The 19,999-nt window shown below is 61.9% G+C and carries 21 protein-coding genes; 8 read left to right on the top strand and 13 right to left on the bottom strand.

Annotation, left to right across the window (positions count from 1 at the left end):
- Positions 1-157 precede the first annotated feature (157 nt).
- The 3 genes from ftsX to ftsY form a co-directional block, all read right to left on the bottom strand.
- A complete protein-coding gene (ftsX, locus tag KYK33_RS01325) occupies positions 158-1,111 on the bottom strand; it encodes a permease-like cell division protein FtsX (RefSeq protein ID WP_042040056.1) in 954 nt (317 codons plus the stop codon).
- A complete protein-coding gene (gene ftsE, locus KYK33_RS01320) occupies positions 1,111-1,779 on the bottom strand; it encodes a cell division ATP-binding protein FtsE (protein ID WP_005892754.1) in 669 nt (222 codons plus the stop codon). Before ftsE ends, ftsX begins: the two co-directional genes overlap by 1 nt.
- An 80-nt stretch (positions 1,780-1,859) precedes the next feature.
- Positions 1,860-3,770: a signal recognition particle-docking protein FtsY gene (gene ftsY / locus KYK33_RS01315; RefSeq protein ID WP_224431789.1), complete on the bottom strand. Its 1,911-nt coding sequence runs from the start codon at positions 3,768-3,770 to the stop codon at positions 1,860-1,862.
- Between the two features lie 112 nt (positions 3,771-3,882).
- Here ftsY and rsmD point away from each other — a divergent pair, with 112 nt between their 5' ends.
- Both rsmD and KYK33_RS01305 read left to right on the top strand, forming a co-directional pair.
- Entirely contained in the window at positions 3,883-4,509 is a 627-nt protein-coding gene (gene rsmD / locus KYK33_RS01310; protein WP_224431788.1) for a 16S rRNA (guanine(966)-N(2))-methyltransferase RsmD, read from the top strand.
- Between the two features lie 97 nt (positions 4,510-4,606).
- Positions 4,607-4,906, top strand: coding sequence for a DUF1145 domain-containing protein (locus KYK33_RS01305; protein WP_224431787.1), 300 nt, complete (start codon positions 4,607-4,609; stop codon positions 4,904-4,906).
- 48 nt (positions 4,907-4,954) lie between these two features.
- Here KYK33_RS01305 and KYK33_RS01300 read toward each other — a convergent pair whose 3' ends face one another.
- The gene (locus KYK33_RS01300; RefSeq protein ID WP_224431786.1) at positions 4,955-5,320 is read right to left on the bottom strand and encodes a YijD family membrane protein; all 366 of its coding nucleotides are present in this window, start codon (positions 5,318-5,320) and stop codon (positions 4,955-4,957) included.
- A 32-nt stretch (positions 5,321-5,352) separates the two neighbouring features.
- Positions 5,353-5,973, bottom strand: coding sequence for an HTH-type transcriptional repressor FabR (gene fabR, locus KYK33_RS01295; RefSeq protein ID WP_042040063.1), 621 nt, complete (start codon positions 5,971-5,973; stop codon positions 5,353-5,355).
- A gap of 136 nt (positions 5,974-6,109) precedes the next feature.
- Between fabR and KYK33_RS01290 the strand changes: the two genes are divergently transcribed.
- On the top strand, positions 6,110-7,228 hold the full coding sequence (locus tag KYK33_RS01290) for a fatty acid desaturase (RefSeq protein WP_224431785.1): 1,119 nt from the start codon (positions 6,110-6,112) through the stop codon (positions 7,226-7,228).
- A 541-nt stretch (positions 7,229-7,769) separates the two neighbouring features.
- Here KYK33_RS01290 and KYK33_RS01285 read toward each other — a convergent pair.
- From KYK33_RS01285 to KYK33_RS01275, 3 genes are all read right to left on the bottom strand, one after another.
- Positions 7,770-9,020, bottom strand: a complete 1,251-nt coding sequence (locus tag KYK33_RS01285) for a phospholipase D family protein (RefSeq protein ID WP_224431784.1) — start codon at positions 9,018-9,020, stop codon at positions 7,770-7,772.
- A 192-nt stretch (positions 9,021-9,212) separates the two neighbouring features.
- Positions 9,213-10,640 (bottom strand): MltF family protein, encoded by a 1,428-nt coding sequence (locus KYK33_RS01280; protein ID WP_224431783.1) that lies wholly within the window; start codon positions 10,638-10,640, stop codon positions 9,213-9,215.
- Between the two features lie 119 nt (positions 10,641-10,759).
- Entirely contained in the window at positions 10,760-11,056 is a 297-nt protein-coding gene (locus KYK33_RS01275) for a YfcZ/YiiS family protein (RefSeq protein WP_042040071.1), read from the bottom strand.
- Positions 11,057-11,354: 298 nt separating this feature from the next.
- On the opposite strand from KYK33_RS01275, the gene KYK33_RS01270 reads away from it, so the two are divergent.
- Positions 11,355-12,314, top strand: coding sequence for a LysR family transcriptional regulator (locus KYK33_RS01270; RefSeq protein ID WP_224431782.1), 960 nt, complete (start codon positions 11,355-11,357; stop codon positions 12,312-12,314).
- 113 nt (positions 12,315-12,427) lie between these two features.
- Here the strand turns inward: KYK33_RS01270 and KYK33_RS01265 are convergent, their stop codons facing one another.
- Both KYK33_RS01265 and KYK33_RS01260 read right to left on the bottom strand, forming a co-directional pair.
- Positions 12,428-13,021, bottom strand: a complete 594-nt coding sequence (locus KYK33_RS01265; protein ID WP_042040073.1) for a YhgN family NAAT transporter — start codon at positions 13,019-13,021, stop codon at positions 12,428-12,430.
- Positions 13,022-13,130: 109 nt separating this feature from the next.
- Positions 13,131-13,376: a YecH family metal-binding protein gene (locus KYK33_RS01260; protein WP_042040074.1), complete on the bottom strand. Its 246-nt coding sequence runs from the start codon at positions 13,374-13,376 to the stop codon at positions 13,131-13,133.
- A 205-nt stretch (positions 13,377-13,581) separates the two neighbouring features.
- On the opposite strand from KYK33_RS01260, the gene KYK33_RS01255 reads away from it, so the two are divergent.
- Positions 13,582-14,865, top strand: coding sequence for a dicarboxylate/amino acid:cation symporter (locus KYK33_RS01255; RefSeq protein WP_042040076.1), 1,284 nt, complete (start codon positions 13,582-13,584; stop codon positions 14,863-14,865).
- A 69-nt stretch (positions 14,866-14,934) separates the two neighbouring features.
- Here the strand turns inward: KYK33_RS01255 and KYK33_RS01250 are convergent, their stop codons facing one another.
- Together KYK33_RS01250 and KYK33_RS01245 are read right to left on the bottom strand one after the other, a co-directional pair.
- The gene (locus KYK33_RS01250) at positions 14,935-15,249 is read right to left on the bottom strand and encodes a putative signal transducing protein (RefSeq protein WP_042040077.1); all 315 of its coding nucleotides are present in this window, start codon (positions 15,247-15,249) and stop codon (positions 14,935-14,937) included.
- A 9-nt stretch (positions 15,250-15,258) separates the two neighbouring features.
- Positions 15,259-16,161, bottom strand: coding sequence for a LysR family transcriptional regulator (locus KYK33_RS01245; RefSeq protein ID WP_224431781.1), 903 nt, complete (start codon positions 16,159-16,161; stop codon positions 15,259-15,261).
- Between the two features lie 96 nt (positions 16,162-16,257).
- Here KYK33_RS01245 and KYK33_RS01240 point away from each other — a divergent pair, with 96 nt between their 5' ends.
- Positions 16,258-17,319 carry an HlyD family secretion protein gene (locus KYK33_RS01240; RefSeq protein WP_042040080.1) on the top strand — a complete coding sequence of 354 codons (1,062 nt, stop codon included), beginning with the start codon at positions 16,258-16,260 and terminating at the stop codon, positions 17,317-17,319.
- Positions 17,319-18,875: a DHA2 family efflux MFS transporter permease subunit gene (locus KYK33_RS01235; protein WP_224431780.1), complete on the top strand. Its 1,557-nt coding sequence runs from the start codon at positions 17,319-17,321 to the stop codon at positions 18,873-18,875. The genes KYK33_RS01240 and KYK33_RS01235 overlap by 1 nt, the downstream gene beginning before the upstream one ends.
- Before the next feature lie 112 nt (positions 18,876-18,987).
- On the opposite strand, the gene KYK33_RS01230 is transcribed toward KYK33_RS01235, so the two are convergent.
- A complete protein-coding gene (locus KYK33_RS01230) occupies positions 18,988-19,614 on the bottom strand; it encodes a lysoplasmalogenase (RefSeq protein ID WP_042040083.1) in 627 nt (208 codons plus the stop codon).
- A 192-nt stretch (positions 19,615-19,806) separates the two neighbouring features.
- Between KYK33_RS01230 and KYK33_RS01225 the strand changes: the two genes are divergently transcribed.
- The gene (locus tag KYK33_RS01225) at positions 19,807-19,947 is read left to right on the top strand and encodes a hypothetical protein (RefSeq protein WP_198135217.1); all 141 of its coding nucleotides are present in this window, start codon (positions 19,807-19,809) and stop codon (positions 19,945-19,947) included.
- Positions 19,948-19,999: the final 52 nt, after the last annotated feature.

Here is a 19,999-nt window from a genome sequence, read left to right as displayed (position 1 = left end):
TAAGACTGCGTCACGTCAAAAAGGTTCCACGGATCTTGAGAAGATCCTGGCGATCATTGACGTCCAGATTACTCGCTGAACGCCTCCTGTGCCAGAAAGGGTCACTTTTTTACTTGATCCAGCTCGCAAAATCCAGCGAGTCTTGTCTAAAAATGGGTCAAGAAGGCTCGATATCACGAATGTGACGGTGGACCGAAAACCAGGAAGCGATGAGTCCAAGCAGTGCCCCGAGCAGTATCAGGTTGATACCGTCTACCCCGCCCATGCCGACCAGGCGGAAATGGCTGTTGTAGAGACCGGCCAGCTCCTTGACCACCCCCTCGCTCCAGATCACCATCACCTCGGTCAGCCACCAGGCCAGCATGCCGCCGATGACGCCGTACCAGATGCCGGTATAGAGGAAGGGTCTGTGGATGAAGGCATCGGTCGCCCCCACCAGCTTGAGCACTTCGATCTCGGATCGCTGGTTGAGGATATTCAACCGCAAGGTGTTGCCGACGATGAGCAGCACGGCGGAGAGCAGCAGCACCGCAATGCCGGTGATGGTGTGGCGCAGCAGGTTCATGATGCCCTGCAAGCGGGTCAGCCACTGCAAGTCCAGCTTGCCCTGTTCGATACCGGGTTCATTCTCCAGCTTGGCGAGCAGCTCGGCCGCCCCGTCCGGGTTCTGCCAGCGCGGATCCGGGATCACGCTCAAGACAGGTGGCAGCGGGTTGCTGTCCAGATAGTCGAGGGCATCGCCAAAGCCCGAGATCTCGCGAAACTCCTTGAGCGCCTCATCCCGGTTCATGTAGGTCACCGACTCCACCTCGGGGTAGAGCTGAATGCGCTGCTTGAGCTCCTGAATGTTCTGCTCCGGCAACTCTTTGCGCAGGTAAAGGGAGATCTGCGAGCTGTTCTGCCAATTGCCCTCCACCAGCTCGGCATTCTTGAGCAGCACATGGAAGCAGGAGGGCAGCGCCAGGCTCACACCAAGCACGGCCAGGGTCATCAGGGAGGCGAGCGGGTTACGCCACAGCTCGCCCAGACTCGCGAACGCCTGGCGCAGGTGATCGACCCAATACATGACGAAGCGGCGCAGCAGGGGCTGCTTGTGACGCACGATAGCCATCAGTAATCCTCCTGCTGGGAGTGCATTCGTCCCGCCTTGAGCGTGAAGGTGCGATAACGCATGCGGGCGATGAGCCCGAGATCATGGGTGGCGATGAGCACAGAGACCCCGAAGCTGTTGAACTCCTCGAACAGGCGCATGATGTCCATGGAGAGTTGCGGATCCAGGTTGCCGGTCGGTTCATCGGCCAGCAGCAGCGGTGGTTTGTTGACGATGGCGCGAGCGATACCGACCCGTTGCTGCTCCCCCCCGGAGAGCATGCGCGGCTGGTAGCGCTCCTTGCCGAGCAGCCCCACCTTGTCCAGGGCCGCCGCGACCCGCTTGTTGATGTCCCCATGGCTGTAGCCATCGATCACCAGCGGCAGCGCCACGTTGTCGAACACGGTTCTGTCCATCAGCAGTCGGTGATCCTGGAAGATCATGCCTATTTGACGGCGCACATAGGGGATCTGGCGGCGCTGGATCCGGCTCACATCCTCCCCATGAAAGAAGACGCGGCCATCTGTGGGCCGCTCCATCACGCTGATGAGTTTGAGCAAGGTGCTCTTGCCTGCCCCGGAGTGACCGGTCAGAAAGCCCATCTCCCCCTTGCGCAGGTGAAAGTTCACCTTCTGCAGCGCCTGATGGCCACCGCTGTATACCTTGCTGACCTGATCAAAACGAATCATCTCTGGCCCCTGAAGCTGAACGGGCCCCTTCTGCGGGGCACTGGAGAGAGCAAGAGGCCGCCCAAGGCGGCCCGGCTTGCTTATTCGTCGCGGCTAAACAGCGCCTCGATGAAGTCATTGGCAACGAAGGGACGCAGATCGTCTATCCCCTCACCCACTCCGATGAAACGGATAGGGATCTGGAACTTGTCCGCCACCGCGAAGATGACGCCACCCTTGGCGGTACCATCGAGCTTGGTGAGGGTGATACCGGTCAAACCCACCGCCTCTTTGAACAGCTTGGCCTGGCTCAGGGCGTTCTGGCCCGTGCCCGCGTCCAGGGTCAGCATGATCTCGTGAGGGGCCTCCTCGTCGAGCTTCTTCATGACCCGCACCACCTTCTTGAGCTCCTCCATCAGGTTGCTCTTGTTCTGCAGGCGACCGGCGGTGTCGGCGATCAACACATCGGCGCCACGGGAACGGGCGGCCTCGATGGCATCATAGATGACGGAGGCAGAGTCTGCGCCGGTGTGCTGGGCGATGACCGGCAGGTTGTTGCGCTGGCCCCACACCTGCAACTGCTCGACGGCGGCGGCGCGGAAGGTATCACCGGCGGCCAGCATGACGCTCTTGCCCTCGGCTTGCAGCTGCTTGGCAAGCTTGCCGATGGTGGTGGTCTTGCCCACCCCATTCACGCCCACCATGAGGATCACATAAGGCTTCTTGCTGGTATCGATCACCAGGGGCTGCTCGACCTTGGCCAGCATCTCGCCCATGTCCTGCTTGAGCAGGCCATAGAGGGCTTCGCCATCCTTGAGCTGCTTGCGGCTGGCGTGCTGGGTCAGGCTGTTGATGATGCGGGTAGTGGTATCGACCCCGAGATCCGCGGTAAGCAACTGGGTCTCCAGCTCCTCGAACAGCTCATCATCTATCTGCTTGCCACTGAACAGGCTGAAGAAACCAGAGCCTATGTTCTCCCTGGTACGCACCAGGCTGCGCTTGAGACGGGCAAAGAAGCCCTCCCGCTGCGGCTTGGCCTGAGTATCATCGGCCACATCCGCCGCCAGAGGGAGCGCGGCCAGGGCGGCAGCTTCCTGCTCGGCGGCAACGCGGGCAGCCTCCTGCTCGGCGGCAACCCGGGCAGCCTCCTGCTCGGCGGCAACGCGGGCAGCCTCCTGCTCGGCGGCAATGCGGGCAACTTCCTGCTCGGCGACAACGCGAGCGACTTCCTGCTCGGCAGCAACCCGGGCAGCCTCCTGCTCGGCGGCAATGCGGGCAGCCTCCTGCTCGGCGACAACCCGGGCGATTTCCTGCTCGGCAGTAACCCGGGCAGCTTCCTGCTCGGCGGCAACCCGGGCAGCCTCCTGCTCGGCGGCAACCCGGGCAGCCTCCTGCTCGGCGACAACGCGAGCGACTTCCTGCTCGGCGGCAACCCGGGCAGCCTCCTGCTCGGCGGCAATGCGAGCAGCTTCCTGCTCGGCGGCAATGCGAGCGGCCTCCTGCTCGGCAGCAACCCGGGCAGCTTCCTGCTCGGCGGCAACCCGGGCAGCTTCCTGCTCGGCGCCAATGCGGGCAGCTTCCTGCTCGGCGGCAACGCGGGCAGCTTCCTGCTCGGCGACAACGCGAGCGACTTCCTGCTCGGCGGCAATGCGAGCAGCTTCCTGCTCGGCGGCAATGCGAGCAGCTTCTTGCTCGGCGGCAACCTTGGCCGCGTCTTCCTCCGGGCTCAGCAGCTCAGGATTGACGATGACGGGCTCCAGGGAGCTGGCGCACTCTTCGATCACCAGGGGCGCTGTGTTGAGATCCTCAGCCAAAGGATCGAGCAGGGGGTCTGCGTGCGGCAGGGAAGTCTCGCCGGACTCAGCGGAGATGACGTCGGTCGATGGGGAAGACGTGGCGCTGACGCCATCTTGGGTGCTGACAGTCTCGGATTGGGGTGTCTGTGGTTGGACAACCTCAGCCTCTTCTTTCTTGCGGCCGAACCCCAGCCAGGAAAACAAACCTTTTGCCATTTTTAAAAATACTCACTTCGTTGGCTGACTGCTAAGATAGCCGTCCCTCGGTGGGTCGGCATAAAAATGAACCGCCTTATACTATCACTTTATTTTCTGACGACGAAACGCGATGCCCAGAGTGAAATCCAGTCAAAACAGCCCGGCCCAGCGCCCGGGAGCCAAGGGTAAATCCGGCTTTGTCCGTATCATCAGTGGCCAATGGCGTGGTCGCAAGCTGCCGGTGCAGGATGTGGAGGGACTCAGACCCACCACGGACAGAGTCAAGGAGACCATCTTCAACTGGTTGGCCGCCCATGTCCGCGGCAGCCGCTGTCTCGACCTGTTCGCCGGTAGCGGGGGTCTGGGCCTGGAGGCGCTGTCGCGCTACGCCGAGCAGGTCACGCTGGTCGAGATGGACAAGGGTGCCGCCGATCAGCTCAAGAAGAACCTGGCGGCGCTGGGCAGCAGCCAGGGTGCGGTGATCCAGTCCGACGCCATCCACTGGCTGCAAGGCCCCGTCACCCCTTTCAATCTGGTGTTTCTCGATCCGCCCTTTCGCCGTGAGCTGCTGCCGCAAGTGTGCGAGCTGCTGGAACAACGGGGTTGGCTGGCAGCGGATGCGCTCATCTATCTGGAGCGGGAGAAGGAGTTCGACGATCTGGTGCTGCCCGGCAACTGGCAATGTCTCAAGGACAAGCAGGCCGGTCAGGTCTGCTATCAGCTCTATGCAAGGAGCACCCCGGCGGCCTCTGCCTAAACGGTGTCTCATTTGGCGCGAGTGACTATGGTTGAACCACTGGGCCGCCTCTGCGTAAGATCTGTTCGATATTGGTGCTATTCAAGGGAGTTATACGATGGGACGTCTGCTTAATCTGCTGGCCATGGGCCTCACCCTCTTCTTCTGGTTCGGAGTCATCGTCAGTCTGGTGGTGACCCTGCCCGGCAAGCTGAGCAGCTTCTTGCCTATCTGCGGCGTCATAGTGGCGCTGATGCACTGGGTACAGGCCAGCATGATCCGCGCCGCCTGCAAGCCCCACTTCTTCGTGACCAACGGTGAATTTGTGCAGGTGCTGATCTTCGGCGTCTTCGGCATGCGCGACACCCGCGCCCGGCTCAAGGCCATTGTGGAGGCGGGCAGCAAACCGCAGTCATAAAAAAACCGGGTTGCCCCGGTCATCAATCTTGTCTGGAAGGCCTGCTTGTCAGGCCTTCTCTTTTTTACCGACGCTGAGACCCAGCTTGATGGAGAGCGCGGCCAGCAACAGCAGCATCATGATCAGCGAGAAGAAGTTGCTGCCAAGCTCGGGGTACTGCACTTTTTGCAGCGCCGCATGACCAAAACCGCCGATAAAGAAGCTGAGCCAGACGCAGACCGGCGTATTGCCTTCCATGGGTTCGCTCACATAGCAGCGATAGAGCTGATGGGCCGCCAGCAGGAAGGCGATGATGGGGAAGAAGGAGAAGGGCACGGGATCCGATACCAGCACAGCGAGGCTGGCGTCACCACAGATGCCGACCAGAAGGGCCAGCAGCAGGGGGCGTTTGGGAATGGTGTTGACGTCATGCATGGGGAAACTCCTGTTGGCTCCTGACGGTTGACTCAAGACATGGCCTCGCGGCGGCGCTGATGCTGTAGCTCGGCGCCCATGGCGATCATCCGCAGCTGGCGCACGGTGCGATCGGCCAGGGCCCGGCACTCTTCACTGCTCATATCCAACGCATCGGCACCGGCGCTGAAGACGATGGTCACCATGGCCTCGGCCTGGATATAGGCCTCCTCCCGTGGCGCCCCCGACGTGGCTTCCAGATAGTCGGTCAGCTCGGCGATGAAGTGCTGTATCTCCCGGGCGACCGCCTGACGAAAGGCAGCCGACGTGCCGGAGCGCTCGCGCAGCAGCAATCGGAAGATATTGGGATTGTTTTCGACAAATTCCATGAAGGTCGAGACAGAGGTGATGATCACGCCACCGCCACCGGCGATCCGTTGTCGCGCCTGACGCATCAGTTGGCGCAGGGTCAAGCCCCCCTCATCGACCAGGGTCAGCCCCAGCTCTTCCATGTCACGGAAGTGACGATAGAAGGAGGTTGGCGCTATGCCTGCCTCCCGCGCGACTTCTCGCAGACTCAGGTTGGAGAAGCTGCGGTTGGCACACAGCTGGCTGAACGCAGCGTCGATCAGCGTACGCCGGGTCTTTTCTTTTTGCTCTGCGCGAATACCCACGAAAACAGTCACCTTCCACGTATCGAGGCCAAATGATAACCCGAAGGCGGGTCAGGCTGTCACTTTTTTACCATTGACCCGCCGCCGGGTTGCACAGAGAATAGCGCACAGCTGTTAGCTGAAAAGGACACTCCGAATGGAACGCCCACCCATTATCATCTCCAACACCCTGCTGTTTGCCCTGACCGGGCTGACGGCTCTGATTGCCGTGCCCTGGTACGGTCTGACCCATGGCTTCGATGGCTGGCAATGGGCCAGCTTCCTGGTGCTGTTTTGCTATTGCGGCATCTCAATCACCGCGGGCTATCACAGACTCTGGTCCCACAAGACCTACAAGGCGCACCCGGCGCTGCAGTGGCTGTTCGCCATCGGTGGCGCCCTCGCCTTGCAGAACTCGGCCCTGCACTGGTCCTCGGATCACCGCCGCCATCACCGCAACGTAGATGACGATCATCAGGATCCCTACTCCGCCAGCCGCGGCTTCTGGTACTCCCACATCGGCTGGATGCTGCGGGAATACCAGGGGGATCGCTATCACGACTACAGCAATGTGCGGGATCTGCAGAACAACCCCGTCGTTGCCTGGCAGCACAAACACTATCTGGCGCTGACCCTGGCCACCAACATCGGCATCCCGCTGCTGCTGGGGCTTATCCACGGCGATCTGCTCGGCATGCTGTTGCTGGCCGGGGTGCTGCGCATGGTGATGACCCACCACACCACCTTCTTCATCAACTCCCTGGCCCACATCTGGGGCAGCCAGCCGTTCACGGATCGCAACAGCGCCCGCGACAACGGCATCCTCGCCTTCTTCACCTTCGGTGAGGGCTATCACAACTACCACCACCTGTTCGAGAACGACTACCGCAACGGCATCCACTGGTGGCAGTTCGATCCGACCAAGTGGTTGATCCGCTGCTCCGCCTGGCTGGGGCTGGCCAGGGATCTGCGTACCTGCCCGGAGGAGCGCATCGAGCAGGCACGGCTGCAGATGCAGCTCAAACGCGCCCATGCCAAGCTGCAAAAACGCGACGACATGGAGATGTGGCAGACGCTGCTGCAGGAGGAGTACGACAAGCTGAGCCAGCAGTTGCAGCACTACTACGCCAGCCGCAAGCGCCTGCTCGAAGAGCGTAAACGCAAGGCTCTGGTCCGCTACGATGCCCTCAAGCTGCAGCTCGAATACCGCAGCCTCAAGGGCGGCTTCCGGGTCAGTCGCCGCAACTGGAATCGCCTGCTGGCCAACCTGACCTGAGCGCGCAATCGACAATAAAAAGAGCAGGCCCCAACACGGGGCCTGCTCTTTTTCATGGCATGGATGACTGCCGGGCAGCCTGCCCCCAGCTATCGACGAGAGGCTCAGCTCGGGTCAATGGCCAACGGTGGCGGGAAAGTCCCATAAAAAATGGGGCGACATCTGCATGTCACCCCCTCGCAAATAGCATGTTCCATATTGGAATCCAATTCATCAATCACGCACCTGACTCCCGGGTTTCCGCTCCCTCGAGACGAGTGCCCACAGGAGCGATCCCATGGGTTGAATTGACGTTTCTTCTTCCACAACCCGGCGAACCGGGCTGTTTGTCCTTGCGATTGAAATCTTACTCAGTTCGTCATCGAAAAAACGTTTCGCCAGCGTCCCGCCCCCCCGCATATCCCCACACTCATCCGCTCCATATTTTTATTTATGTTTAAAAACAGATGGTTGAAATCTAGCCTATGGCGTTATTGCTGGCTGCCTCGCCAAATGGCTTACAAGGCTTTGCGAGATCTCGCACAAGGGAGGGGCGAAAGCGCTACAGCCAGGGACGCAGCGGCAGCCAATGGCTCAGGCGGGCGATCAGGCGCCGCCACCAGGGGGAGACGGGATCGGGCTCGGCGGTCACCCCTTGCCAATGGGTCAGCCAGGCCTGCAGCTCGGCGCAGAGCGGCCCGCTATTGAGGCGCAGCATCAGTTCGGTGTTGAGGTGAAAGGAGCGCGGATCCAGATTGAAGCTGCCGAGCAGGGCCTCCCGCTCCCCCAGCAAGATCAGCTTGGCATGCAGGCTGAGGCCGCTGCTGGCCGACAGCTCGGCCAGTCCGATACCCTGGCGCAACAACCAGGGTCTGTGGCGATAATAGGCACCATGCACCAGGGGCACGTCCGTGCTGGCCAGGGAGTTGGTGAGCAGCCTGATGGCGATCCCCTGTCGGCGCAGACGCTGCAATTCACGGCGCAGGCCCCGGGTCAGGATGAGGTAGGGGCTCACCAGTTGCAGCATGCCCTGACACTCCCCCAGCCGTCGCCACAGGTAGCGGGCCGTGCCAGGCCGGGAGACCAGCCCCTTGCCAGGCCGGTCGAACAGCACCTCGGCCCGGCCCGGATGCCAGGTCAGCGGAGCCGGCGCCTCAAACAGATCAGCGGGCAGGTCGTAGATGGCAGCAACGGTGGGCTCGGTGAGGCTGAGCAGGAAATCGTTGATCACTCCCGCCACCATCCGACCGGGACGACGGCGCAGCAAGCGGCGAACAGGTTGGCTCCAGCGGCTACACCAGAACTGATCGAATCCCTGCTCCAGGGACTGGCAGAGGGGGCCCCGGCAGCCAATGTCCAGATCGAGGAAGTGGGGGCCGGCGCCCAGGCCGAAGTAGGCATCGCCGATGTTGCGCCCCCCCAGAATGCCGGTATTGCCATCCACCAGCAGCAGCTTGTTGTGCATGCGGTGGTTGAGGCGACGGAAGCTGAAACAGGCCTCCAGCAGCAGCGCCAATGGCCGCCAGCCCCTCAACCAGAACGGATTGAACAGCCGCACCTCGATGCCGGGCTCGCAGGCCACCATCTCCAGGAAGCGATTCTCCCCGGCGTAGAGATCGTCGATGAGCAGCTGCACGCGCACCCCGCGCCGGGCGGCGCACAGCAACTCGGCCAGCAGCAGCTTGCCGCTGCCATCCTCGGCCCAGCTGTAATACTGGGCCTGGACTCGGCTACGGGCGGCGCGGATCAGGGCCAGACGCTGTTTCAGGGCCAATGACGGCTCGGCCAATAGCACGAATTCCCCTTCCTTCACCCTGCCCCCTCGTCATCGCCTTGTCATGGTCATGGCCCATATAGTGACAGAACTGGTCGCCATAAGGAGCCCCCATGAACCTCAGCCAGCAGGCGTCACATCCTCCCGCTTGTCCGCCCCGCCATCAGCCTGAATGGCCATTGCCTCCCTGGTTCCTCCACCATCCGGATCCGGACCTCAGAGAGACCCGCATCAGTGCTGAGCGGTGGTGGCTTCAATCGCTGCGGCCTTGCCCTCTATCTGGGGCAGGCTGAACCGGTAGGCGACATAGTATTTGTAGATGGTGCCCACATAGTTGATGGGGCCCTGTCCCACCTCCTTGGCCACCAGCTGTTCGACGTTGCCAAACCAGACATCGGGATCCAGTCCCTGGCCTGCGGCCTTGTCCCGCAAGCTCTGCAACCGGTTAGGTCCGGCGTTGTAGGCGGCCAGCGCCAGCAGGTGACGGTTGAGCACATCTATCTTGGGATCCTGGAAATAGGTGTCGAGCAGGAAGCGCAGATAACGGCAGGCTGCCTCCACATTGCCCTCCAGGGTGGCCAGCCTGGCGCCATTGATGCCCACCTCTGCGCCAGCCACGGGCCGCAGTTGCATCAGGCCTATGGCCCCTCCCGGAGAGCGGGCGCCGGGATCCAGGCCAGACTCCTTATAGGCCAGCGCCGCCAGCATCAGCCAGTCCAGCTGATACTGCTTGGCATACTTCTCCAGCACGGTACGAATGCGGGTCAGACGGGAGAGCCGTTCGGTGGCAAGCAGGTTGCTCATGGGATCGCTCTGACTCAGCAGGCGCCGCAGCATGAGATCGCTGTAGAGGCGCCGGCTGTCGGTCTTTGCCAGGTAGCGGTTGGCGGCATCCAGCAGCCCGGTGCTGTGCTTGGGCAGCGCCCAGGCACTCTTGCCGTTGTCACGCAGGGGCACCAGCTTGTGCGCCTTGAGGCCGGGCAACATGTCGAGCCAGATCCGCCCCTTGAAGCTGTCGGTCACCGTCAGCGGCACCAGACCGGCGGCCACCATCTCCAGCAGATCGCCATCCTGCAGGTATTCGGGCACTGTCTCGATATAGACGGGGGGCAGGCCCAGCTCCCGCAGCAGACGATTGAGATGCTGCAGGCTCTCGTAATAGCTTGAGCTTTCGCGCACCCAGATGCGTCTGCCGGAGAGTTGGGTGATGCGGTTGAAGGCGGGCAGATCCTTCTGACTCACCACCCACTCCTCGATGGGCGCTATCACCGGCTGGGTAAAGCTGACCTGTTCCAGGCGCCCCTGGGTCACGGTGAGGTTGGCCGCCACCATGTCGCCACGCCCCTCGGCCAGATAATCGAGCAGCTTGTCCTGGCGCACCGGCACGTAGACCACCTTGAGCTTGATGGGATCCTTGGCCAGATAGGTTTGATTGAGCCAGCGTTCGAAGCCTTGCAGCTGATTGACCAGCACCCCGCGCTCCAGCCCCTTGTCAAAGAAGAAGAAGCCGCGCTCATAGACCACCAGGGCCCGCAACTCCTTGCGCTGCAAGATATTGTCGAGATCCCCTGGCTGAGGGAGCAGGTGCGGCTTGAGATCCGCCGCCAACAGGGGGAGAGAGAATAACCAGGCCAGCAGAGCCCATAACCATAGCCGCATCTATTCGCCTTCCTTGACCGGTGCACGCCGGATGGCCCCAATAATGATGAAAGATAGAACGAGACCCGGGGCAGAGGGGCCGACACGGCAGCATCCCGCTGCCGTGATCGAGGGGCACCCTAGAGTGAACGGGCCCGCAACTCGAAGATCAGCTTCTCGGCGGTGCAGGTAAATTGCAGACGCACCTTGAGCTCGACCCCGTCAGCCACCTGGCTCAGCTCGCAGCTCACGTCCGCCGCTTCGCTCACCTGCCTGGCAAGGGTCTCATAGCTGACCAGCTTGGCACGAGCAGCCTGCTCGGTCGGCGCCGCTATCACCAGATCCAGCACATCATCGCCTTCGCCAATGATGGTACCTATCTCGGCAAAACAGCCGCAGCTGTCACAGGTCTCTTGCACTTTATCTTCTACCGACATGATGACACTCCTACTTCAATAAGATGATTTCAAGCCCGAGGTATCGGGATGTCAGTTGTAACAGACGAGAGGGGATGACGGGTTGGGCGAAATCAAGAGTGAGCCAAATAAGGCGGCAACACCACCAAAAAATACGGCGACCCAGGGCCGCCGTATCAAGTTGGTGCTACTCGTCCCCTCAACCGTCACCTCCTGTGACAGCTAGCCTTCGGCCAGAGACGGGACTCAGGATAGGGGGATGGAGATATGAATACAAATGGTATAAATTCATCTTAGAATTGAGGGAGATTCATAACACATGTTTCTGGAACAGCTGGTCCGCACCGATCTCAACCTGCTCATCATCTTGCAAGTGCTGCTGGAGGAGCGCAACGGCAGCCGCGCCGCCCGTCGCCTGCACCTCAGCCAATCCGCTGTCAGCAAGGCCCTTGGCCGGTTGCGGGACGCCTTCGCCGATCCGCTGTTTATCCGATCCGCCTATGGTCTTGAGCCCACGCCGCGCGCCCTGGCCTTGCAGCAACAGTTACAGCCAATACTGCTCAGTCTGGACACCTTGCTGCAACCGCCCGCGTTCGACCCCTCGAGCTCGGAGCGCGAGTTCGTCATCGCCAGCATGGACAGCGCCTTCACCCTGTTTGCACCTCTCTACTTGCGCGAGCTCAAGCGTCGCGCCCCCAGGGTGCGGTTGCGCTACGAGGAGTGGACGGAGCACAGCCTGACCGAGATGGGTCAGGGCCAGGTCGATCTTGCCATCACGGTACGGGAGAACTGCCTCACCTCCGACTTTCGCCAGGACACCCTGCCCGGCACCATCTGCCAGCGGCTGCTCGCCATCGACAACCTCACCTGCCTGGTGCGGCTCGATCACCAGGCCCTGACCGAGCCCGACTGGGATCTGGCCCGCTACCTCACCTATCCCCATGTGCAAACCTATTGCGAGGGACGGGATCGCTGGATGCTGGATCACAAGCTGGCGGAGCAGGCGTTGCAACGCCGCATAGAGGCCACGGTGCCCTCCTTCGAAGCGGCCCTGCGCATGAGCATGCACTCGGACATGATAGTGACCCTGTCACGCCTCTATGCCCGCCACGCCACCCAGGTCTACCCCTTGACCCAGCTGCCGCTGCCCATCGCCCTGGACAGCATCTCCCATCTGCTGATCTGGCATCAGAGCCACGAGGCCGACCCTGGCCATCGCTGGCTGCGGGAGACCCTGCTCGAGCTGATCCTCGCCGGGTTGGCGGAGGAAGCGGCCTGAGCGCTGGCAAATAATGAGCAAGCCCCTCTCAGCCCGCCACAAACAAGGAGCCCGGCACTGGGCCGGGCTCCGTCTATCGTCCATGGGGTGACGTACCCGGGCTTAGCTCACCCTTAGCCCACGACCAGCAAGTAGTGATGCACCCCATCGAGCAGCATCTGCACCGCGATCATCACCAGCAGCATGCCCATCAGCCGCTCCACCGCCGTGAGTCCTCGCTCACCCAGCAGCTTGTTGAATACCTCGTAGAACATCAGGATGACGGCGCTCGCCCCCCAGGCCATCAGCAGCGCCAGCGACCAGTCGGTCATGCGACCCGGCGCCTGGTTGGCAAGCAGCAGCAGGGAGGCCAGGATGGATGGCCCCGCAATCATGGGGATCGCCATGGGGACCAGGAAGGGCTCCTCCCCCGCGGCCAGCCCGGTCACCCCGCCGGGGCCCGGGAAGATCATCTTGATGGCGATGAGGAAGAGGATGATGCCCCCCGCGATGCTCACCGCCTCCTGACGCAGATTGAGGAAGCTCAGGATCTGCTGACCGGCAAACAGAAAGCCCATCATGATGGCCAGGGAGAACAGCAGCTCGCGCATCATCACCTTGCGGCGCCGCTTGGGGTCGATATGGCGCAGGATCGAGAGGAACACCGGCAGATTGCCGAGGGGATCCATGATCAGAAACAGCATGACGGCGGCGGAAAAAGTATCCATAGCGCTTCCAGGGGAACAAGAACGAAGAGAGGGGCGAATATAGCAAAGGGAGGGGGGCTCTGCGAGCCCATGAGCGGGCTCGCAGTCACGCAATCATCGAAGCGGGTTGCTAGCCGTGGCGGCAGATCTTGTCGGCACGGGTCTGAAAACCCTGCTCACTGTCGATAAACTTGCCTCGCTCGCGCAGGAAAGCGATGAGACCATCGGCATCCAGGTCGCTCATGCGGCACGTGTGGTAACGGGCATCGACACCAAAGTGACTGGCCATTGCCTGCTTGAGGCTCCCTTCGCTGAACGGCCCCCCCTCGGACAGCATCATCTCCATCACCGCATGACCATGGATAGACTCGGACATCTTTCACCTCCAAATGACCCTCATAAGCATCCATTACAACCTGCCCCAGGCGGGGACTCCTTGATATATGCCAATAAATGCGCAATTAACCGCACGTCAGGCTGGCCCCGATGGTCTCTTTGTCGATAATGTGGCAACCGGATGAGGGGATGGCTACACTGGCGCCCTTTTCGCCACCACGACTGAAAATAAGGACATTGGCGTCATGCTGTTCCATGGACGGGCCTTCAAGCCCTGGCGGATCTGGACCCGCCGCCCCCTCTGGCTGAAGACCTTGATCGGCATGCTGACTGGCATCGCCATCGGTCTGGGCTGGAGTGAGCAAGCACTGCTGCTCAAACCCATAGGCACTCTGTTCGTCAACACCATACAGATGCTGATGGTGCCCCTCATTTTCTGCTCCATCATCGCCGGCCTCACCGGCCTGCTCAAGGGCCAGACCCTCGACCGCGTCGGGATGCGCGCCATCGGCTACTACCTCTGCTCCACCGCCCTGGCCATCTGTATCGGCCTGATGATGGGCTGGCTGCTCGAACCCGGAGTCGGCGCCGATATGGGCCCCTACCAGCGGCCAGCGGCGATCCAGGATCTGACCCTGGCCACGGCGCTGACCCAGCTGGTGCCGCGCAATCCCATCCAGGCCATCGTCGATGGCAAAATACTGCAGGTCATCGTCTTCGCGGTGGCCCTGGCTCTGGCGCTCAATGCCAGCGGTCGCCGTGGTCGTCCGGCCATACGTGCCTTCACCTCCCTGGCCGATGGCATGTTCACCCTGACCCAGATGGTGATGTCCCTCGCCCCTTATGGGGTCTGTGCCCTGATGGCCTGGATGACGGGCAAGTATGGCGGGGCCATCATGCTGCCCCTGTTCAAGGTGATTGGCGCCGTCTATCTCGGCTGCCTGCTGCATGTGCTCGGTGTCTACAGCAGCCTGTTACTGCTGCTGGCACGGCTCAACCCGCTGCACTACTTCAAGAGCATCATCGATGCCCAGGCGGTGGCCTTTACCAGCAGTTCGAGCGAGATCACCCTGCCCATCAGCCAGAGCTGTGCCGAGCGCAGGCTGGGGGTGTCGCCCCGCATCGCCGCCAAGGTGCTGCCCATAGGCGCCACCATCAACATGGATGGCACCGCCCTCTATCAGGGGGTCACGGCCCTGTTCGTCGCCCAGGCCTTTGGGGTGGATCTCCACCTGTTCGACTATCTAATCATTATCAGTATCGTCACCCTGGCCAGCATAGGCACGGCCGGCACCCCGGGCACGGGTCTGATGCTGCTGACCCTGACCCTGACTGCGGTGGGCTTGCCTCTGGAAGGGGTGGCGCTGATCGCCGGCATAGATCGCATCCTCGACATGGCCCGTACCACGGTCAACGTCTCGGGCGATCTGCTGGTCTCAGTGTTGATCGGCCGCCGTGAAGATGAGCTGGATCTGGCGATCTACCAGGATCCCAGGGCCGGGGAAGAGAGTGATTTCAGCGCCCGCTGAACCCGGCCCAGCATGCCATCAACCAACAGGGGCCCAATCAAGGGCCCCTGTTTATTGATGGATGCCTCGTCAGGCATCGTGGGGATCATGGTGGCAACGCCAGCAGATCTCGAAGTTGGCCTCGTTTTCCTCCCCGCACTGGCCACAGAGCCAGCCATTGCCCTGCCGCTGCTGGTAGCGCTCTATCACCCGCCCGGCCCGGCTGCGATCCTGCTCGCGCACCAGCAAGGTTACCTGCAACAAGTCCACCGGCAGCTCACCGATGGCCCCGGCCAGCCCCTCACCGCTGAGCCTGACCGGGATCCCTTCCACTTCCAGCGCCCCCTTGAGGGCATGGGCCTCCAGAGTGTGAGAGGCGCGATACAGATTGAACCAGTTATCCATCTTGCTCCTTCATAACAGCTTGTCGATACCGAATTCTTCCCCGTGTTGCACCATGAAGTCGATGAAGACGCGCAACTTGCGCGGCATCAGCTGACGCTCAGGAAACAGCAGGTAGAGCGAAACTCTGGGTTGGCGCCACTCGGGCAACAGCGACACCAGACTGCCAGCCGCCAGTTCATCCTGACAGAGCATGGCGGGCAGAGAGGCCAGACCGAGCCCCACCTTGGCCGCCTCCCTGGCACAGGTAATATTGTTGACCACGAAGCGGGAGGGCGGATCCACCAGCACCTCCTCCTCCCCACGCTCGAAACTCCAATGGTTGGTGAGAAATCCGCTGCTGACCTTGATCCGCTCATGGCTCGCCAGATCCTCGGGCCGCAGAATGGCTCCATGACTCGCCAGATAGTCCGGGCTGGCACAGAGGATCCGCTCCGTGCCCCACAGCCGGCGAGCCGCCAGGTTGGAGTCTATCATGTCGCCGACCCGCACCACGGCATCCAGCCCCTCACTGATGGGATCCACCACCCGGTTGGTCAGCTCCAGCTCGACCTTGAGCGCGGGATAAGCCTGCAGGAAGCGGGCAACCATGCGGGCCACCACCATCTGCCCCGTCTCGATGGACACCGCCAGCTTGAGCACTCCCGTCACCGCCTGCTGGCTGGCACTGAGCATCAGCTCGGCCTGGGCCAGCTCGTTCACCGCCTTGCTGCAGCGCAGGTAATACGCCTCCCCCGCCTCGGTCAGGGTGAGCTGACGGGTAGAGCGATAGAGCAATCGCACCCCGAGTCGCAGCTCCAGCTCGGCGATGCGACGACTGACGGTCGCCTTGGTCATGCCCAGCTCTTGCGCGGCCGCGGTGAAGGAGCCCTTGTCGACGATCCGCACCAGAATGAGGGCTGCGTTCAAGTCCATTGTTGCACCAGTGAAACTGTATTTCTCATGGAACGATACTAATCGAAACAGTGACAGGATGTTAGCCTGTTCACCTTAAGTTCAGGAATAGACCCCATGAGTCAACAAAAGAAGATCCCCCTGCTGGTCGCCATGGTGCTGCTGCTCCTTGGCCTGCTGTTCGCCCTGTATTGGTACGGTTACGCCCGCTACTTCGAGCGCACCGACAACGCCTATCTGCAGAGCGAGATGACGGGCATTGCCACCAAGCTGCCCGGCTACATCAGCGAGGTGCTGGTCACCGACAACCAGACCGTCAAGGCGGGCCAGCTGATTGCCCGCCTCGATGACAGGGAGTACCGCGCCCAGTTAGCCGAGGCCGAGGCCAACGTCGCCCTCAACCGGGCGGATGCCGCCAATCTGGAAGCCAACCTCATCCAGCAGCACAGCGTGATCCGCCAGGCCGAAGCCAAGGTGAACGAATCCAGGGCCGAGGTGGTGCGGGCCCGGCAACAGGTCAGTCGAATTGGTCGGCTCAACACGGCCCACTACAGCTCCCAGGACAATCTGGATGAAGTGCGCGCCAACTTGCAGGTCAGCCAGGCCCAGCAGCAGGATGCCGAAGCCGGGGTACAAGCGGCGCGGGATCGCCTGGCCGTGCTCACCTCAGAGCGTGATCAGAGGCAGGCGCTGATCGATCTCAGCCTGGCTCAGCTCGCCAAGGCCGAGTTGAATCTGAGTTACACCGAGATCAAGGCCCCCGCCGACGGGGTCATCGGCAAGCGCAGTCTGCGCGAGGGGCTCTATGTTCAGTCCGGCATGCAGATAGCCAGCCTGGTGCCCCTGAGCGGAGTCTGGGTCGAAGCCAACTTCAAGGAGACCCAGCTCGCCAACATGGTGCCTGGCCAGAAGGTGGAACTGATCCTCGATGCCTATCCGGACCAGCCGGTCGAGGGGATCATCGACAGCCTCTCCCCGGCCACCGGGGCCAAGTTCGCCCTGCTGCCGCCGGAGAACGCCACCGGCAACTTCACCAAGATAGTGCAGCGGGTGCCGGTCAAGATCCGCATCCCGGCGCCGGGTGCCCTGACCGGCAAGCTGCTGCCCGGTCTCTCCACCGAGGTGATAGTGGATACCCGCAGCACCGGTGACACCGAGTCCCAGCTGGCCGCCCATTGATGGAAGCCGTACCGCGTCGCAACTGGATCGCCGTCATGGGGGGCCTCATTGGCGCCTTCATGGCCATCCTCGATATCCAGATCACCAATGCCTCCCTCAAGGACATTCAGGGGGCCCTCTCGGCCACCCTGAGCGAGAGTTCCTGGATCTCTACCTCCTATCTGGTGGCGGAGATGATCGCCATACCGCTCAGCGGCTGGCTCAGCCGCGGCCTGAGTGTGCGCCGCTATCTGCTGTGGACCACCGGGGCCTTCATCTTCTCCTCCGTGCTCTGCTCGTTCAGCTGGAACCTCACCAGCATGATAGTGTTTCGCGCCATGCAGGGCTTCACCGGCGGCGCCCTCATTCCCATGGCCTTCTCGCTGATCATCAGCCTGCTGCCGCTGCACAAGCGGGCCACCGGCATGGCGCTGTTTGGCCTCTGTGCCACCTTCGCCCCCGCCATAGGCCCGACCCTGGGGGGCTGGCTGACCGAGCAGCTCTCCTGGCACTACATCTTCTACCTCAACGTGCCGCCCGGTTTGCTGGTGATGGCCATGCTGGCCCATGGTCTGGACAGAAAAGCCATCGACTGGACCATCATGCGTCAGGTCGATCTGGTGGGCATAGCCACCATGGCTGTGGGACTCGGCCTGCTGGAAGTGGTATTGGAAGAGGGCAACAGGGAGGACTGGTTCGGCTCTAGCTTCATCGTCAAGCTCACCCTCATCTCCGTGGTGGCGCTGATCTTCTTCGTGATGAGTCAGCTGCTGCGCCGCCACCCTCTGGTCAACCTGCGGCTGCTGCACAACCCGCGCTTCGCCCTGGCCTGCTTCGCCTATCTGGTGCTGGGCATGGCGCTGATGGGATCCATCTATGTGCTGCCGCTCTATATGGCCCAGATCCACAATTACAATGCCCTGGAGATTGGCGAGGTACTGATGTGGATGGGGCTGCCCCAGCTGCTGGTGCTGCCCCTGGTACCCAAGCTCATCCAGAAGATAGATCCGCGCTATCTGGTCAGCTTTGGCTTCCTCATCTTCGGTCTGAGTTGCTTCATGAACGTCAACATGAGCGCCGACTACGCCGGGCCCCAGCTGATCCAGTCCTTGATTGTGCGGGCGCTGGGGCAGCCTTTCGTCATGGTGCCCCTCTCCCTGATCGCCACCGCCAGCCTGACCCAGGATGAGATCCCCTCCTCCTCCACCCTGCTCAACGTGCTGCGCAACCTGGGGGGCGCCTTCGGCATCGCCATCATCGCCACCCTGCTCGACAACGACACCCGTGTGCATGTCAGCCAGATCACCAGCACCCTGGCCGCCAGCAGCATCGAGGGGCAGGCCTATCTGATGAACCTGGCCAGCGCCATGCAGGCCCAGGGCAGCGACCCCGCCATCGCCTATCAGCAGGCCCAGGCCAGACTGGCGGGCACCATAGAGCGGGATGCTGCCATCATGGCCTACAACAAGGTGTTCTATGTGATGGGCATCTTCCTGCTCATCGCCAGCGCCCTCGTCTTGTTCCTCAAATCCCCCGCCCCCAGGGCGAGCGACGCCGAACCCCTGGAGGCGCATTGACGAGAAGAGAGAGCCTGAAGCCTGCACAGGCGATACACCGCCGTGCATTAACGACAGAGGGGCCCTTGGGGCCCCTTCTGCTATGTGCTGTGATAATGCGTGGATGGCTGGCTTAACTCGCCAGAGAAGCGGCAATCAGGAACTGGGCGGCAAAATAGCTGCTCATCACCCAGGCACTGGCATGGGGGAAGGGGCGGCGGAAGCGGTTGAGAGCCAGCAGAGCATCGGAGCAGAGGAACAAGAGTGCGCCGACCAAAGCGGCGGCACTGCCCGCCGTGAGAGAGGCGCGCCAGGCGGCGGCCGCGACCCAGACCAGACCTATCATCATCAGGGTGTAGCAGAGCATAGGCCAGCGCATCGACCCGAGGTGAGGGCGCAGCAAGCCGAAATAGAGCCCGGCCACCAGGATCAGCAGCAGGCCATCCACCAGGTTGAGCACCAGTGGCCCCTGAGCCAGCCCGACGATGTAACAGAGGTGTGCGACAAGAAATGCCGCCAACCCCTGCAAGAAACGATCGACCGGCAACATCAGCATGACGTCGCCAAGCAGGGAGAGACAGAGGCCGAGCAGGATCCAGGCGTGGGAGCCATTTTGATCGTCCCCGTGATAACCGAACGCCAGGGCCACGATCAACAGCATGGTCAGCGGCTTGCTCAGGTAGAACTGACGGGTATCTGTGCCGTAGGCGGCCTTGATATGCCACCAGGCGGACGCGATGATCAACACACTCAACCACATGCCGGATACCTCTTCCCCATGACGATGCTTGCCTGGCGAAGTGAAGACCCAGTGCCGCGCTAGGGTAGCAAATTCCCGCTCTCGGGGGCAGGGGTGAGACACGAATGAGCTGGCTACGCCTAAAGTCTAATTGCCCTCTCCCCTGCCGATCAGGCATAAGGGTGTCTCTGGAGGAACACCATGGAAGAGCCAATGAAAAACTATCTGCCCGCCATCGATATCATGATGTGCCACCTCGGCATCAGCTTCGAGCAAGCCTGTGAGCAGCTCGGCCTGACTCTGACCGAGCAGCAGACCCTGAGCTCAATGCAGAGCCGGGAGCTGCAGGACTGATGTTCCTGCCCTGTCCTGGAGAGCCCAGGAGATGAATGCGACAAGGCGCCCG

This window comes from Aeromonas rivuli (assembly GCF_020149575.1).
In the GTDB taxonomy this organism is placed as follows: Bacteria; Pseudomonadota; Gammaproteobacteria; order Enterobacterales; family Aeromonadaceae; genus Aeromonas; species Aeromonas rivuli.
The sequence above is the reverse complement of the archived record's forward strand: the minus strand, read 5'-3'. Positions and strand labels throughout refer to the sequence as shown.